This is a genomic window from Micromonospora sp. DT81.3, assembly GCF_049847225.1.
Lineage (GTDB): Bacteria > Actinomycetota > Actinomycetes > Actinomycetales > Microbacteriaceae > Microbacterium.
In genome coordinates, this window is sequence record NZ_JBNCNY010000001.1 from 477,497 (window position 1) to 493,945 (window position 16,449).

A 16,449-nucleotide genomic window follows, 5' to 3' on the forward strand; every position below is an offset into this window, starting at 1 on the left:
CGCTCCTGGCGGTGCCGCGCCGGTATCGGGCGGCGTGCGCGAGATCAGGCGATGGTCACGAGCCCAGGCGGATCTTCGGGATCTCGGCCTGATCCGGTGGACATCTCCTGATCCCGTGCTCGCCGCTGGCTGGGATTGAGAAGGAGCGCTACTCGTTTTCCTCGTTCAGCGGCGGCTGCTCGTCGGCGGCCGCCTCGAGGGGGAGTTCCAGCAGGTCGAGTTCCTCGATCGGCCCCGAGCGGGGAACCCGGAAGGTGCGGATGCGGTACGGGCTGAAGTCCGCCTCGACGACTCGCCCCACGAGCGGCACATCGATCACGGCACGGACGTGTTCGCCGCGAGTCTCGACCGCCCGGATGATGAGGTCTGCGCCGCCCGCTTCCGCGGAGTTGTCTTCGCTCCCCTTGATCGCCGTCACCAGAACACCGGAGCCACCGTCATCCGCGAAGCTCATGCTGGTCGGGAGCTCGCCGGGGTGGAACGACTCGAGCATGGCCCGCACGGACGAGCCCAGCTCAGCGGCCCGCCTGGCCGGCTGCGCGGCGCGGTAGTCGCCGGCGTGCGGAACCAGTTCGTAGCTGAAGCGCTGGATGCCCTGGTCCTGAAAGCTGTAGATGCCCTCCGGGTCGAGCAGTCGAGGATCGTGCCAGGAGTAGACGGGGCTCCGCACCGCGGTGATGCCGATGCTCGCCGACTTCCCGGGCGAGGCATCCCACCCGTGCTTGCCGTTCGCGATCACGGTCAGGCCGGCGGAGCGACCGGCGACCTCGCCGGTGAGGTCCACCCACGCCTGCGCGGGCTCCTCGGCTCCGTCGACCGGACGCTCGAGAACCCCGAACGGCACCTCGTAGGTCGCCGTGGGCGACTCGAGCGCGGTGGGGAATCGGAGCTTCAGCAGGTGGGCCTTCTCCCGCCAGTCGAGCGTCGCGTTCACGCGGAGCACCCGGCTGTCGTGCGAGAGGACCAGCTCCTCGACGAGCGTCGATGCGCCCCAGCTGCGCTCGATGCGCACCCGCGAGCGCAGCGGGCCGGTCTCGCGCACGACGATCCGGTCGAGCGTCATCTCGGCGCCCGGCCAGGCATACGAGACGACCCGATGGCCCCACGTGTCGGTGGGGTCGTCGCAGATCTGGGTGTGAGGCTGTCCGCGGGTCCCCGCCAGCACGTCGACGCCGGTCGCCTTGTCGACGAGCGACGAGATCCAGCCGGTCTCCGGATCGATCTCGATGCGCAGGTGCTCGTTCTCGAGGAGCGACTCGGTGACGGCCAAGGGGCGCGAAGGCGGGTCCACCCGCGCCTGGCCCGACCGCAGGCGGTAGAGGCGGTAGCCGAACGCCGGCACGTCGGCGCGGAAGACGATGGCGCCGCGGCTCCTGTCGTCGGTCGTCGCCGTGGACTGGCTGATCTGACTCACGATCGTCGTGCCCTCGGCATCCGTGACGTGCACGCCCGTCGGCTCGTTGCCGAACTGCAGTTCCACGTCGGGCGACACGGGCCACGGGTGCGGGTTGAACACCAGCACCGGGTGGGTGCCCACGTCGATCGGGATGTCGACCTGTCGCGCGAGCACGTTGTGCGCCTTCGCGATGATGCGCTTGGCGATCGCCGTGGCCTCTCCCAGCTGGTCGCGGGCATCGTCGTAGCTCGGCTCGATCGCGGAACCCGGCAGGATGTCGTGGAACTGATTGAACAGGATCTGCTTCCAGGCGTTCTCGAGCTCCCCACGCGGGTACTCGATCCCGTCGTGGAGGGCGGAGACGGCCGCCCACCGCTCCGCGGAGAGCACCGCGAACTGGGCGCGGCGCTGCCACGCCTTGATGCCCGAGTGCGACGAGTAGCATCCGGGCGCGTGATGCTGGAGGTCATCGCGGCGCACGGTCAGAGCGTCGAGGAATCTCGGGCCTCGCGCGAGCATCTCGTCGAAGTACTCCCGCGGAGACGACATCTTCATCCTCCCGAACGAGCCCATCCGGTCATACCGATGAATCGACTCGATGTTCGCCCTGGTCGGGCCCCCGCCGTGGTTGCCCACGCCGTAGAAGACCATCATCTGCCCGAGGCTGCGGTCCAGCATGCCGAGGGACTTCTCCGTCTGCCCCACGATGTCGCCCGGAGGGCTGCCGTATTCGAACGGGATGCGGTAGCCGAGCACCCGGGAGCCGTCGGGCGACTCCCACCAGAACAGCGTGTCGTCGAAGTCCAGCTCCTGACGGCCCGGCCGCAGGAACATGTACGAGTCCATGCGCTGCTGGCGCAGGATCTGCGGGATCATCACGTTGTGGCCGAAGGGGTCGACGTTCATGCCGACCTCCGCCATCCGGCCGAATCGGGACTGCAGGTACCGCTGTCCGTACAGCCCCTGCCGCGCGAAGGACTCCCCCATCGGCATGTTGCAGTCGGGTTCGACCCACCACCCACCGGCGTTGACCCATCTCCCCTCGGCGACCCGCTCGCGGATGCGCTCGAACAGTTCGGGATCGGACTCCTCCACCCACGACAGCAGCACCATCTGATCGCACGTGAACACGAAGTCCGGATACTCGTCCATCCGCTGGATCGCCGACCAGAACGTCGCGCGCGCCTCCTGGTAACCCTCCTGCCATGGCCAGAGCCACACGCAGTCGAGGTGCGCGTTGCCGATCATGTGGATCGTGCGGTCGGGGGATGCCGCGGGTCTAGGGGCGGCCGGGAGGTCACGCGGCTGCGGGCCGGACGGGGCGTTGGCCGTGGGGGCACCGGCCCTCGACGCATCGCTCACGCGTACTCCTCGTCCTCGTCGGCCCACGCGTCGACCATCTCCGAGATCGCGTGAAGCATGAAGGTGTGCATCTCCTGGATTCGTGGTGTGGTGGATGACGGCACGAGCAGCGCGACGTCGGCGAACTCCTTCGACGGGCCACCGTCGCCACCCCCGAAGAGCACAGTCGTCGCGCCCTTCTCCTTTGCGGCGCGCAGCGCCGCGACGATGTTCGCACTGCGCCCGCTCGTCGTGAAGGCGGCCACGACATCGCCCGGCCGCGCGAGGGCCCGCACCTGTCGCGAGAAGACGTCGTCGTACGAGTAGTCGTTCGCGATGCAGGTCATGGTCGTCGGATCGGTCGAGAGCGTCACCGCCGGCAGCGGGCGACGATCCCGCTTGTAGTGTCCGATGATCTCCCCCGTGAGGTGCTGCGCATCCGCGGCACTGCCGCCGTTGCCGAAGGTGTAGAGGATGCCGGTCCCCTGATACGCCTCGATGAGCAGTTCGCCCACCGAGCGAACGCCGGGCAGAAGGTCCTGCATCGCGTCGGCGACGGCGCGATGGTCGTTGAGCTGAGCATGCATCCAGTCCGGATGATCAACGGACAAGGGTGTATTCCTCCAGATAGTCGAATGCGCGGGCGGCAGCCCCCACCACGCACACGGATTCGCCGAGTTCGGCGAACTCGATGCGCGCGGACGCGGCCGCCAGCGGCATCCCCGTGCGGGCGACGATGTCGCGGACCGGTTGGATCAATAGGTCGCCGGCGCGCGTGACGCCGCCGCCGAGGACCACCACTTCGGGTTCGAACGTGTTCACGAGGTCGGTGATGGCCTGACCGATGACATCGGTGGTCTCCGTCCAGAGGCGCACGGCCAGCGCGTCACCGGCGCGCGCCGCCGCCACGACCTGCTCGGCCCCCACGACGGGCAGGGCGGCGAGAGGCGACGTCGCGCCGTGCTCTTCAAGAGCGTCGCGTGCACGAGCGGCGATCGAGGTGCCGGAGGCGTACGCCTCGAGGCAGCCCAGCCGCCCGCAGGTGCAGCGACGGCCGCCAGGGCGCACCATCACGTGGCCGAACTCGCCCCCGTTGCCGGCGGATCCGCGGTGCAGTCGGCCGTGCACGACCGCGCCCCCGCCGACGCCCGTCGAGATGGTCAGGTAGAGCGCGATATCGGCTCCCCGAGCGGCGCCGTACCGATGCTCCGCCAGCATGCCGGCGGTCGCGTCGTTCACCAGCACGGCCGGGATGCCGAACTCGGCGCGCGCGAGGTCGCCGAGGGGAACGTCGATCCAGTCCGGCAGGTTGAGGGGAGCCATCACGACACCCGTCTCGGGGTCGAGCGGCCCACCGCTGCTGATTCCCACAGCTGCCACGGGCCCGAGCGCGGCATCCCGGATCGCCTGCTGCCCCAGGGCGAACAGGCGGCGGATCACCTTCCGATGGCCCTCGTCCTTCCGCGTCGGCTCGACGATATAGCCGCGGATGTCGCCGACCGGGGTCACGACGCCGACGGCGAGCTTCGTCCCGCCGATGTCCAGTGCGAGTACCGGTGGCGACTCAGCGGCCATGACGTCCCCTGCCTCGATAACCGATCGATGTCCAGTGGGATTGCTGTGACATCGTTCCCACATCCTATGGGCACGTTTCGGGGCGGTCAACTCGCGCTGTCGCGCGGGTCTCCGCGGTGCCGTCAACCGGGGAGGGCGGCCGTCGACCCGCGATGGACGATGCGTGTGGGAACGATCACCGTCGCGGCGGGTGAAGCGGGGACCTTCATCTTCGCGAGAACCGCCTCCACCGCGGCGATGCCGATGGCTCCGGGGTCCTGCACGACAGCCGTGATGCCCGGCTCGACCATCGACATCCACGCGGCGTCGTCGAAGGCGACGAGCGACAGGTCGGAGGGGATCCGAAGCGCGCGATCGTGCGCGGCGCGCCATGCCCCCTCGGCGAGCAGGTTGTTGGCGGCGAAGATCGCGGTCGGTCGATCGCCGGCGCCGAGGAGTTCGTTCGCTGCGCGACGCGCGTCCGCTGCATCCCACCCGGCCGAGACGATCAGTCGGTCATCGAGCGGCAGGCCGCTCCCCCGCAGCGCGTCGGAGTACCCCTCCAGCCGCTCGAGCCCGGTGGTCCACTCCGTCTCGTCGATGAGAAGCGCGATCCGGCGGTGCCCGAGCGCGAGAAGGTGCTCGGTGGCCGAACGAGACGCCGCACGGTTGTCGACCACGACCCCGGTGGCCCGGTCCGGCGCGAAGCGCCGGTCCACCTCGACGACCGGGATGCCGTGCCCGAGCGCGAAGGTGACGAGTTCATCCGAGACGGGCGTTCCCACGATGCCCGCCACCCGCAGCGCGACGAGGGCTTCGGCCGCGTAGCTCTCGTCCGATCCGCCATCGCGATCGTCGATGAGCACGGTCGTGTAGCCGGCGGAGCGCGCAGCTTGCGCCGCGCCCGAGGCGAGGCCCGCGTAGAAGGGGTTCTTCAGGTCGGAGACGACGACGCCGATGAGGCGACTCGACTGCTGCTTGAGGCTGCGCGCCGTCGCATCGACGACATACCCGAGCTTCTTCGCGGCGAGACGGACCCGCGCACGAACGGGTTCGGCGACGTAGCCGTTGCCCCCGAGCGCACGGGACGCAGTCGAGCGGGACACTCCTGCGGCCTCGGCGACCTCTTTGATCGTGGCCCGACGCCGCGGAACCGCGACGGGGTGGAACGGGTTGGAGCTCATGTCTTCCTCGCTGCCAGGGGCGTCGATCGTGTCGGGGTCGGCTCGTGAAAGCCGCACCGGGACGGATCGAGGTCTTGGCGCCTCAGCCGCGGTGTGGGCGAGTTGTGGTAACGATACCACCCTCGGCCCATCCGGGAACCGGGACATCGCCCCCGAGCGACTGCCAGGATGAAGGCATGCGGCAGGGGGCGGTGGGTCATGTCCGGCTGATGGAGCACCGTGGGCGCACCCTGGTGGAGAAGCGGATGACGGATGCCTCGCGGCACGACACCGAGGTCCTCGCCCTGCGCGCCCTTGCAGAGACCGACCTGCCGGTGCCCGAGCTCGTCGAGGTGCGCCCCGGATCGATTCTCATGACCCTCATGGCCGGTGAGCGACTGGACAGCGAGAGCGCCGATGCTCGGCTCGACGGCCTCCGCGCGTCGGCGGTGCTCCTTCGTCGGCTGCACGAGCTGCCGCCTCCCGTCGGGTTGCCGGGGGCGCCGGACGACGCGGATATCATCCGCCGCTACCGAGACGCCGGCGGTCCCCCGCTGCCCCTCGCCCTTCCGCCCGCCGGTGACCAGGTGTTCTGCCACGGCGACTGGACGGACGGAAACCTGCTCGCCGTCGACGGCACCATCACGGCCGTTCTCGACTGGGAAGCGGCGCATCTCGGCGACCCCCTGAGGGAGCTCGCGCGGGCCGCCTGGGGCGCGTCGCGCAAGGACCCTCGATCCGTCGACGCGCTCGTCAACGGGTACGGCGCCGACCCGTCCCTCGTGCGGGCATGGTTCCCGATCCACGCCGCCGAGCTCTGGCTGTGGTTCGCCGAGGCGGGACCGCCGGCGTACCTCGAGCAGCTCACCACCGAGCTGAGGGATTGGCCGGAGGCGTAGAGGGCCGCACCGGCAAGGCGCCTCCTCGTTCTCGGTCGCTCCTCACGTGATGCCCTCTCGGCCGTCATCCTGGAGTGCGCCGTTCGCCAGCTCCGCCACCGTGCCTGAGGACCATTCCCGTTCACCGACCCGGCTCCGCAGGGCAAACCCGCGTGAGTCGGGGGCGAACTGTGCGTCGAGTTCGAGCGACGCGTCGGCAGACCGCCACCCGAGACGCAGCGACGTCTCGGTGAGTCGCTCCCACGAGAACTCCCCATCGAACGCGGGGTGGTTCCGGCGGAGGCGGGCGAGGGCGAGCAGCGCCCGGGGCACGGTCCGTGCAAGCGCCTCGGCGAGCTCCGCGTCGTCGTAGACATGGCGGTTGACTTCGCGCCCCTGTGCGGTCGCGGCGAACCGCTCGCGGTCGTCCCGCCCGTCGAGCAGCCCCACGTAATACAGCTGCGGCTCGCCCGGCAGCAGCAGCTGGACCGCGCGGCACATCACATAGGCGGTGTCATCGTTCACCACGCTCGGGAACGTGGCGTTGATCTGATGCGGCATGCTCGCCCACTGCGGGGTGACGGATGCCAGCTCCGAATGTCCGCCGGTCGCCTGCGACGCACGCACGAAGATCGCCCGCATGTCCTGTTCGGTGAGCAGCCCGGGTCGGCCCGCGACCGGGCCGGCGTCGATGATGCCGATGCCGTCGTGGGTGTCGAGCACCGTGACGGCGTTGCGCGGCCGGATGTCGAGCCAGCGCGCGAGGGGTTCGACGTCGCCCGCGCCCAGGGCGTGCAGCAGCACCGCGGGCAGGGCGAAGTCGTAGACGAGATCGACAAGGGGGGCGATCGCCAGCTGCTGCTCGAAGTGCGCGTGCACCTCGACGAGCACGCGGAGGCCCGCTTTCCGGATGCGCGCTGTCAGGCGTTCCACGAACGCCAGCGTGTGCTGCGTCATGAAGCTGTCGGTCCCGGGGGTCTTGATGGCGTACCCGACGGCGTCGAGGCGCACCACCTCCACGCGCGCCTCCGTGAGCCTCGACACGATGCGGTCGATGTAGGCGAGCGCGGCCGGATGATCGACGTCGAGGTCGACCTGGCTGGGCATGAAGGTCGTCCAGACGAGTCGCCGCTGGCCGCCGACCGCGTACGGGGTGATCGGCAGTCCCGGGCGCGGACGGTAGAAGCCGGTCAGGCCGGCCTCGGTGGCCCCGCCGGGGAAGACCCGGTCCATCGTGAGGAACATGCCCGCATGGACGGACTCGCTGCCCTTGGCCTGCCAGTCGCGGAACTCCTCCGACCCCGCCGACGTGTGGTTGACGATGAGATCCGCCGTCACCTCCCGATCCGCTGCCAGCCGCCGGACGTCGGCCCAGTCTCCGAGGCGCGGGTCGACCCGGGCGTGATCCACGGGGTCGAACCCCGCATCGTCACCGTCGAAAGGTGTGTAGAACGGCAGGATGTGCACGCCGGTGAGGTCCCGCAGCGGGCCGTCGAGGATCGCGCCCAGCCGGGTCAGGTCGCCGCCGAGCCTGTCCGCATAGACGAGCAGCCGGACGCCCGATCGCCCCACCTCAGCGCCCCCTGACACGCTCGATCACGGCATCCATCGCCAGATCCGGTGAAGTGAGCACCGGAATGTCCAGCCCGGCACGGTCGGCGGCAGGCGCCATCGAGGCCTGCGCGAGCACGAGCACGTCCGCCTCGGCGGCCGCCGCCCTCAGCGCGTCGACGATGAGGGCGTCGTGCCGATCCGTGTCGCCCGCCTCCCGCGCGCTCAGCGCGCCCGCCACGACGTAGGCGCGGACGCGCTGCCCATCGCCGCCGAGCCGCTCGAGCAGGCGGCCGGTCGGACCGAGCGTCGCCTCCAGGGTCGCGAGCACCGTGATCCGGCCGCTTCCCGCTCGGGCGATGCGCACCGCGCGCTCCGCCATGGCGGTGTCGATGCGCACGACGGGGACGGCCACGTCCTGGGCCGCGACCTCGGTCGCCTCGCCGATCGACGAGCAGGTCACCAGCACCCCGTCCACTCCGAGGTCCACCAAGTACCGGACGTGCGCGGCGACCGCCTCTCGCACCTCGGTTCCGACGCCCGCACGCACCGCCTCGGCGAGCAGTTCGGCATCCACGATGTGCAGCGCCGTCGAACCGGGCACGCGAGCCGCCAGCATGCCGTCGAACCGGGGCGCGAGAGCGGGCACCGTGTGCAGCAGACCGAGGCGCACGGTCACGCCTCCGTCCACGGCCGGGCGTGCCGGTCGACGATGCCGACGAGGTGCTCGAGCCGCGGGCGCGCCTTCTCGCGGAGCGCCACCGGCACATCCGGTGCTCCCACGATGTCGCTCCAGAGGGCCCGGCCGGCGAGGAATCCGCTCCCGCCGGCGCGGCACGCGGCCTCGACAGCCTGTGCGAAGCGGTCCCGTTCCACGCCCTGCGAGAGCACGACCCAAGGCCCCGTGATGTCCGCCGCCAGCTCCTCGCTCGCCGCGCGCTGCTCCGCTTCTTCGCCCGCACCGCCGAGGGGGACCTGCACCTTGTAGAGCGAAGGACGCAGGGTCGACAGCTCCCGCGCGGCCTCGCGGATCGCCGCCTCCACGTCCCACGAGCCGTCGTCGAGCTCGGCGGGGGTCGCGCGGACGACGGGCTCCAGCACCGAGAGCACGCCGCGCTCGCGCGCCTCGGCGATGAATCGCTCGGCCAGAGCCACCCGGTCCGAACGTCGGTCGTCGCGTCGCCAGATGATCAGGAGCTTGATCGCATCCACGCCCTCGCGGACGCTGTGCAGTGCGCCCTCGTCCAGCTCCGTCTCCTCGACCGGACCCCCCGGATCCTGGGTGAGGGCGTCCGCGGCGAGGATGAAGCCGCATCCCGCCGGAAGGAGGCCGTCGTCGAGGATGCCGAGGCCGCCGAAGTCGCGGTCGACGAGGAATCCGGATGCCAGTCCGCCGAGTTCGGTGGCGACATCTCGCTTGAACCGCTCGAGCACCTCGTCGCCGGGCCGGCCGGCGCCTGCCTGATCGAACATGTGACGAAGGCTCTCGCGCTGGTCCATGGCGACCATCGCGAGGCCGCCCGCGGGTCGGGCGATCGCGTCGAGTGTGCGGGTCATGGTTCTCCTCTTCGGTGCACGCGGCGCGATGGTGCGGCGTGCGGGCGGTGGTCGGTCATGGGGTGCGGGTCGGCGGCCGGGCGGAGACTGCCGACTCGGCGATCGCCGCCCGGAACCGATCGACGAAGCCGTCATCGGTCACGCGGTCGGGGTCGATCAGACGTGTCGGAGCATGCACTTCCCCGGCGAGACCGTCCCTGTCGGCGGCGAGCGCCGCCGCACCGCTTGCCACGGGCGCGGCCAGATCGACGAGCTCGAGAGGCGTTCCGGCCACCGCGGCGCTGAGGGCGGCGAGCCGCCCGTTCAGCCGGTACGGCGCACCGACGAGCACCGGTGGTGCTGCCACCCCGCAGAGCGCCTCGGCCGCCTCGATCATCCAGCCGCCGTGCGCCGCGATGCCGCGCAGCAGCGCGTGCAGCTCGGCGATGCGGTCCCCGGCGGGCACGCCGCGAAAGACGAGTGCTGCCGACGCGTCGGGGTGCGGGCACTGCCTGCCACGGGGATACGGCAGCGCGATCGCCTCGTCAGGGCCACGTTCGAGCCTCGCGCGCATCATCAGCTCGTCGCCGTCTTCACCGTCTTCCAGAACACGTGTGCGCCAGTCCTCGATAAGTGACCCGGCCGCCGGGCTGCCGGCGAGCGCGCCCTCGAGGATTCCGTCGACGGCGCGCACGACGCTGATGCCTTCTCGCCAGGCCGCTTCCCTGTCGACCTCGCCGGCGGCGATCGCCACGACCGCCTCGGTCGTCCCGATCGACCGCACGCGACGTCCCCGCGAACGGGCACTCCCGATCCAGGCCGCGACGGCGTGGTCATGACCGGCGATGTACACCGATGCATCCGGATCGACCAGCCCACCGAGGGCGGCGACGGCCTCCTGGCTGACGATCCCCGCCGGTTCGCCCGGGGCGAGAACGTCGGGAGCGAACCCGCGGGCGATGCCGAAGGCCGCCAGGAGCTCGTCATCCCAGGCGAGGGTCAGCGACGCGGATGCCTCGGGCAGCGGCAGTGCCCCGCTCCTTCCGGCGAGGGTGTGGTCGGTCGCCCGGCGGCCGGTCAGTGCCGCGGCAACGAGGTCCGCCGTGAACGCCCAGTGCCTCGGCGGCTCGTCCTGCCCGGTGGCCAGCTCCGCCCACGTCAGGAGGGGGAGCTTGCGCGTGAGCGGAACGCCCGTCGTAGCGTGCAGCGCCCGAGGATCGAGGCGCGCCTCGAGCTCGTCCCGGCGTCGGTGGTCCGGCAGCCGGTCCCAACGAACGAGAGCACCGTGCGAGGATCCGTCGGCGTCGGTGATCGCGCCGGTCTCGGCCATCGATGCTATTCCGACGACCCGCGCCGGGCCGGCCGCCGCACGTTCGAGCGCCGCTGCCGCCGCGGCGAGGGCGGCGCGCACGAGCGCCGGCGCATCCAGGCCGGCGACCGAAGCGGTCGCCACGGCGAGCTCGCGCACGCTCTCCGTCAGCTCGACCGCGGATGCCTTGACCGCGGTGCTTCCCACGTCGATGCCGAGCGCGATCACCATTGCGGAATCGCCCTCGCACCGGATCGGCGGACAACGGGACTCACGAGCATGGATGTCAGTATGTGCGGCGATTCACAAACCGGTCAAGTGATGAGCGCGGATTGACAAACCAAGGAGCGCCCGCTTTGATGACGCCATGCGCTATCGACAAGCGGATGCCCGCAGAACGGAGATCCTCCGTGTCGCCGGGCGAACCGGCTATGTCGCTTCCGCGGAACTGGCGTCCGCGCTCGGGGTCTCCGAGATGACGGTGCGGCGAGACATCGAGAAGCTCGCCGCGGAGGGCGCGCTCGAGCGCGTGCTCGGCGGGGCGTGGCTGGGCGGGACCGCGCGACCCGCGTTCGGGGTGCGAGCGGGGCTGGCGTCCGACGCGAAGCGCGCCATCGCCCAGCACGCCGCTTCGCTGCTCGACCGTGGCACGATCGGCCTGGATTCGGGCACCACCGTCGCCCTCCTGGCGCCGGTGCTTCCCCCGCACAGCGGGGTCGTCACGCATTCGGTGCCCGTGATCGAAGCCGTCGAGCGCCGCGACGACCTCGACCTCATCGTCGCCGGAGGCGTGTACCAGCGGGCGACCCGGAGCTTCGTCGGTCCCGCCGTGCTGCACGCGCTGGAGGGCCTGGCGCTGGATGTCGCGGTCATCAGCGTGCCTGCGATCGATGACGGATGGCTGCTCGGCGGCGATGCGCTGGATGCGGCCGTCAAGCGCGCCCTCATCGCCGCGGCCCGCCGGGTGCTCGTCGTGGCGGATGCCTCCAAGGTCGGTGCGAGGGCACCGATACGCCTCGCCCGCCTGGATGCGGTGGATGACATCGTCACCGACGCGGCCGGTGCGGCAGCGCTCGGGACAGTCGCCGGTCCTACCCTCCACGTCGCCGCATCGTCTTCCGCCTCCTCATCCGCTTCCGCGTCGGCTTCGGCTTCGGCCTCGGCTTCGGCAGGGGCTGTCACGCCGACGGCCGTGGTTCCGTGAACGAGCGCATCGGCGTGATCGCCGACGATGTGACGGGAGCCTGCGATGTGGCGGCCGAACTGCGCGAGATCGGGCTGACCGTCGACGTGCTGCTGGGCGTTCCCGCACAAGAGGACCTGCCCGATGACGGCGGCGCTGTGGTGATCGGCCTTCGCACCCGCACCGCACCGCGAGCGGTCGCGGTGGACGACTCGCTCGCCGCCGCCGAGTGGCTGCGCCGGCGCGGGATCACCCGGTGGTATCAGAAGTACTGCTCCACCTTCGACTCCACGCCCGAGGGCATGATCGGTCCGGTCGCCGAGGCGCTGATGGCCGCGGGCGGTTTCGCCACCTCCGTCGGCACCCCGTGCACGCCCCATGCGGATCGCACGGTCTACCGCGGTCACCTGTTCGTCGGCGACCGGCTCGTCTCCGAGAGCTCTCTGGCACATCACCCGCTGACGCCCATGACCGATCCCGACCTCGTGCGCGTGCTCGGCCGGCAGACGACACTGCCGGTCGGGCTGGTGCGCCATCGGGACGTGCGTGCGGGTCCTCCCGCGCTGGCAGCGGCGATACGCACGGCGAGCGCCCCCCACCTTCTCGTCGACGCGCTCGATGAACGCGACCTCGACTCGATTGCGATCGCCGTCGAGGCCCTCGACCCCTGCCTCGTCGGCGGCGGCGCCGGGCTCATCACCGCGCTGGCGAGACGCGCCGGGCCCGGCGGCGGAACATCCGATCCCGTCGAGGCACACCAAGGAGGCCGGCGCCTGATCCTCGTCGGCAGCGCCTCCGAGCGCACCCGGGCTCAGGTCGCCAGGGGCGGTCCCGTCACCGCGACCGTCGACGCGGTGGCCGCGGCCGCGGATGGCGGCGGCGAGGTCGCTCGGGCACTCGCGCTGCTCGAAGACTTCTGGATGCGGCATCCGGACCGCCCGGCCGTGGTGAGCGCGAGCCACGATCTCGAGGCGCTCCGCCTCGCCCAGCAGGCGCTCGGCGTCGAGCGAGCGGGAGCCGCCGTCGAGGATGCGCTGGCCGCCATCGCCCTCGGCTCTGTCGAGCGGTTGGGCGCCCGGCACCTGCTCATCGCAGGGGGCGAGACCTCGGGCGCCGTGACGCGCGCCCTCGGCATCGAGCGTCTGCGCCTGACGCGTCGGGTCGATGCCGGGGTGGCGTGGGGCATCGGCGCCGCCGGGGCGGTCGCCGGAGGTCCTCGCCTGCACGTGCTGCTCAAGTCCGGCAACTTCGGCGGCGAAGACCTGTTCCTACGGGCGTGGGAGGCGGCTGCCACGTGACCGCGCACACCACACCCGTCTCCGGCGACGAGGAGTCCGACACCGCCCGGCGCATCGTCGCGGTGGCCCGGCACCTCGTGGCCCAGGGTCTCTCGCCCGGCTCCTCGGGCAACATCAGCGCCCGGGTCCGTGACCGCTTGCTCGTGACGCCGACCGGGTCGGCGCTGTCGCGCGTGGAGGTATCCGATCTGGCCGTTCTCGACCTGGACGGACGCCGGCTCGCCGGCGCGGCGCCCAGCAAGGAGTGGCCGCTGCACGCCGCGGCGTACCGCGCGGATCCCGCGATCGGCGGCGTCGTGCACCTGCACTCGGCGGCGAGTACGGCGATCGCCTGCCTGCCCGCCGAGCCCGGCGGGTCGGCGGCGCTCCCGACATACACCCCCTATCGCGTGATGAGCCTCGGCGATGTGCCTCTGCTGGACTACGCCGACCCCGGTTCGCCCGCACTCGCCCAACCTCTCGCGGCGGCCGTCCACGCCGGTGCGGTGGCGATTCTTCTGGCCAACCACGGGAGCCTCTGCTGCGGCGAGAGCGTCGAGCGCGCCGCGGATCGTGCGGAGGAACTGGAGGCAAGCGCTCGTCTCGCGCTCGACCTGAGCGCGTCCGGCGCGGCTCAGCTCGACGAGGAGACGATCGCGCGACTGCGTACGAGAAGGTCCTGATCGGCTACCCCGGCAGCACGCCGCCCTGCTCGCGCAACCGATCCTGAAGCACCCCGACATCCCGTCGCCCCACCCGATGCCACTTCGCCCGGTGTGAGAACGTACCCACATCCGGCCTAGGCGGTCAACGGACTTCGGCCGCCGTTGAGCACAGCCAAGCGGGATATCGGGATTCCGCGCGAAGTGGCATACTCGGAGCCGTTCACACGGATATCCCGCGTTTCGGCGCCCCCCGAGGCCCGGAAACGTAGGATTATACCGCAGCAGGTCCGGAATTACTCCCGTCTTGCGCCCCGCGCAGGCCGCGCATAAGCTCGAATGTGCTATGTGGTATCGATACCACACTCGTGGCTGGAGTCAATGATGTCTCAGGAAAGGGGAACGGCGATGTTCTTACTGACGAGAAAGCGCCGTCGAGGGTCATCGAGATGACGACGACGGAACTCAAGCCAGCGCCCGAAGCGGCGGAGGCCGGCAAGAAGAAGAAGATCGAGAAGGTCCGCGGGAAGAAGTACAACCGTCGCGAGGCGATCGCGGGTTATCTCTTCATCTCGCCATGGCTCTTCGGCTTCCTGGTCTTCACGTTCGGCGCGATGGTCTACAGCCTGGTGATCTCCTTCAGTCACTACCAGCTGGCCACCAACACCGCTCGCCCGGCCGGCTTCGCGAACTACGAGGCGCTGATCTCCGATCCGAAGGTCATGCTCTCGCTGTCGAACACCCTCTTCTACGCCGTTCTCGCCGTGCCCTTCGAGATCATCTTCGCGCTGTCCCTGGCGTTGCTGCTCAACCGGGTGAACCGGGGATCCGGCGTGTTCCGCACCCTCTACTACCTGCCGAAGATGACGCCGATGGTCGCCACCGCGGCGATCTTCCTGCTCCTGCTCAACGGCAACCAAGGTGCGATCAACAAGGGTCTGGCCGCGATCGGAATCCAAGGGCCGCAGTGGCTGCTCGACCCGGCATGGATCAAGCCCTCGATCGTGCTGATGACCCTCTGGGGAGTCAGCGGAACGATGATCATCTTCCTCGCGGCGCTCAAGAACGTGCCACGCGATCTGTATGAGGTGGCCGAGCTGGATGGCGCGGGACCGATCCGCCGCTTCTTCTCGATCACTCTGCCGATGATCTCGGGTGCCATGTTCTTCAACATCATCGTGCTCACGATCGCGGCCATCCAGGTCTTCGACCAGGCGTATCTGCTGTTCTACCGGGATCAGGTGCAAGGAGCATCCGACGCATCCCTCTTCTACGGGATCTACCTGTTCCAGCAGGCCTTCCGGCAGTTCAACTTCGGGTTCGCCGCGGCCATGGCATGGCTCCTGTTCATCATCATCATCGTGATCTCACTGATCCAGGTGAAGCTGAGCAACCGATTCGTCTACTACGAGAGCGAACGCTGATGACTACCGAGCGCATTGTTCCCGCGGCCCCCGAAACGGCCGACGAGCGCGCCGACCGCGAGGGCACCGCTTCCACCCCCTCGCAGCCGACGACCGCCGCGAAGCCGCCCAAGCGCAAGAAGCAGAAGTCTCTCGGCGGCTGGGTCGCCACCGTCCTGAAGTGGGCGCTGCTGATCGGCTTCTCCCTGCTGTTCCTCTACCCCTTCGCCTGGCTGCTCGCTGCGAGCTTCAAGCCGCGCGGAGAGGTCTTCGACAACCGGCTGATTCCGAAGACCTTCCGGCCCGACAACTTCGTCACGGTGTTCTCGGAGCTGCCGCTTTTCAACTGGATCGGCAACAGCCTCTACATCGCGCTCCTGGCGGCGACCTTCGTGGCTGTCTCGAGCTCGATCGTGGCCTTCGGCTTCGCGTACTTCAACTTCCCGGCGAAGAAGCTCCTTTTCGGTCTGGTGCTCGCCACGATGATGCTGCCGGGAGCCGTCACCCTCGTGCCGCAGTACCTCATCTGGAACCAGCTCGGCCTTGTCGGGACGAGCGTGCCGCTGTGGGGGATGAACCTGTTCGGCTCGGCCTTCTACATCTTCCTGCAGAGGCAGTTCTTCCTCGGACTGCCGCGTGAACTGTTCGAGGCCGCGCGCATGGACGGCCTCGGCTACTGGGGCATGTTCTGGAAGATCGCGATGCCCCTGTCGATCCCGTCGTTCATCATCGTGTTCGTCTTCGAGTTCCAGGCGAGCTGGAACAACCTGCAGGCGGCGCTGATCTACCTCAACGCCGGCTCGCCGGAGGGGTACACGGCCCCACTCGGCATCGCATCGGCGATGGCGAAGTACAGCCCGACGAACGGCGGCCACGGCGACTACCAGTACGTGATGGTCGCCGCGCTCCTCGTGACCATCCCGATGCTGATCCTGTTCGCGATCGGTCAGAAGTACTTCGTCGAGGGCCTCGCAACCCAGGGCCGAAAGGGCTGATCACCGTTCGACCGTGAGAGGGCGGCATCCCGCATCCGGGCTGCCGCCCTCTTCTCGTCGTATCGATCCCGGGCCCTCCGGCTGCCGATCCAACCCGCGGAGCGTTCGCGCTCCGTGGACCCGGAATTCACTCGAGCCTGGCGGGGCGCCCAGGATCCACGATCCCGCAACTCGCTGCGCCGGCTCCCCCCGCGACCACGA

At 70.1% G+C, this 16,449-nt stretch carries 14 protein-coding genes; 6 read left to right on the top strand and 8 right to left on the bottom strand.

Translation table 11 applies throughout. The features are described from left to right. Positions 1-148: 148 nt before the first annotated feature. The 4 genes from ACPW96_RS02240 to ACPW96_RS02255 form a co-directional block, all read right to left on the bottom strand. Complete coding sequence (locus ACPW96_RS02240; RefSeq protein ID WP_425881870.1) at positions 149-2,758, bottom strand: alpha-mannosidase; 2,610 nt, start codon at positions 2,756-2,758, stop codon at positions 149-151. After that, complete coding sequence (locus ACPW96_RS02245) at positions 2,755-3,324, bottom strand: D-sedoheptulose-7-phosphate isomerase (protein WP_425881871.1); 570 nt, start codon at positions 3,322-3,324, stop codon at positions 2,755-2,757. Before ACPW96_RS02245 ends, ACPW96_RS02240 begins: the two co-directional genes overlap by 4 nt. Positions 3,325-3,337: 13 nt before the next feature. Further along, a complete protein-coding gene (locus ACPW96_RS02250) occupies positions 3,338-4,312 on the bottom strand; it encodes an ROK family protein (RefSeq protein ID WP_425881872.1) in 975 nt (324 codons plus the stop codon). 122 nt (positions 4,313-4,434) lie between these two features. Beyond that, a complete protein-coding gene (locus tag ACPW96_RS02255) occupies positions 4,435-5,475 on the bottom strand; it encodes a LacI family DNA-binding transcriptional regulator (protein WP_425881873.1) in 1,041 nt (346 codons plus the stop codon). 176 nt (positions 5,476-5,651) lie between these two features. Here ACPW96_RS02255 and ACPW96_RS02260 point away from each other — a divergent pair, with 176 nt between their 5' ends. After that, positions 5,652-6,353 carry a phosphotransferase family protein gene (locus tag ACPW96_RS02260; RefSeq protein WP_425881874.1) on the top strand — a complete coding sequence of 234 codons (702 nt, stop codon included), beginning with the start codon at positions 5,652-5,654 and terminating at the stop codon, positions 6,351-6,353. 42 nt (positions 6,354-6,395) lie between these two features. On the opposite strand, the gene ACPW96_RS02265 is transcribed toward ACPW96_RS02260, so the two are convergent. The 4 genes from ACPW96_RS02265 to ACPW96_RS02280 are packed head-to-tail and all read right to left on the bottom strand — an operon-like array spanning position 6,396 to position 10,959. Next, a complete protein-coding gene (locus ACPW96_RS02265; RefSeq protein WP_425819582.1) occupies positions 6,396-7,904 on the bottom strand; it encodes an alpha-amylase family glycosyl hydrolase in 1,509 nt (502 codons plus the stop codon). 1 nt (position 7,905) lies between these two features. After that, positions 7,906-8,562: an aspartate/glutamate racemase family protein gene (locus ACPW96_RS02270; protein ID WP_425881875.1), complete on the bottom strand. Its 657-nt coding sequence runs from the start codon at positions 8,560-8,562 to the stop codon at positions 7,906-7,908. After that, positions 8,559-9,440: a hypothetical protein gene (locus ACPW96_RS02275; protein WP_425819578.1), complete on the bottom strand. Its 882-nt coding sequence runs from the start codon at positions 9,438-9,440 to the stop codon at positions 8,559-8,561. The genes ACPW96_RS02270 and ACPW96_RS02275 overlap by 4 nt, the downstream gene beginning before the upstream one ends. Before the next feature lie 55 nt (positions 9,441-9,495). Continuing rightward, on the bottom strand, positions 9,496-10,959 hold the full coding sequence (locus ACPW96_RS02280; protein ID WP_425881876.1) for an FGGY family carbohydrate kinase: 1,464 nt from the start codon (positions 10,957-10,959) through the stop codon (positions 9,496-9,498). Between the two features lie 136 nt (positions 10,960-11,095). On the opposite strand from ACPW96_RS02280, the gene ACPW96_RS02285 reads away from it, so the two are divergent. The 5 genes from ACPW96_RS02285 to ACPW96_RS02305 all read left to right on the top strand — a co-directional run bounded on the left by ACPW96_RS02285 (position 11,096) and on the right by ACPW96_RS02305 (position 16,248). Further along, positions 11,096-11,932 (top strand): DeoR/GlpR family DNA-binding transcription regulator, encoded by an 837-nt coding sequence (locus ACPW96_RS02285; RefSeq protein WP_425819574.1) that lies wholly within the window; start codon positions 11,096-11,098, stop codon positions 11,930-11,932. Continuing rightward, entirely contained in the window at positions 11,929-13,209 is a 1,281-nt protein-coding gene (otnK, locus tag ACPW96_RS02290; RefSeq protein ID WP_425881877.1) for a 3-oxo-tetronate kinase, read from the top strand. Before ACPW96_RS02285 ends, otnK begins: the two co-directional genes overlap by 4 nt. Next, complete coding sequence (locus ACPW96_RS02295; protein ID WP_425881878.1) at positions 13,206-13,871, top strand: class II aldolase/adducin family protein; 666 nt, start codon at positions 13,206-13,208, stop codon at positions 13,869-13,871. Before otnK ends, ACPW96_RS02295 begins: the two co-directional genes overlap by 4 nt. A 428-nt stretch (positions 13,872-14,299) precedes the next feature. After that, the gene (locus ACPW96_RS02300) at positions 14,300-15,274 is read left to right on the top strand and encodes a carbohydrate ABC transporter permease (RefSeq protein ID WP_425819568.1); all 975 of its coding nucleotides are present in this window, start codon (positions 14,300-14,302) and stop codon (positions 15,272-15,274) included. Then, entirely contained in the window at positions 15,274-16,248 is a 975-nt protein-coding gene (locus tag ACPW96_RS02305; RefSeq protein WP_425819566.1) for a carbohydrate ABC transporter permease, read from the top strand. Before ACPW96_RS02300 ends, ACPW96_RS02305 begins: the two co-directional genes overlap by 1 nt. Positions 16,249-16,449 lie beyond the last annotated feature (201 nt).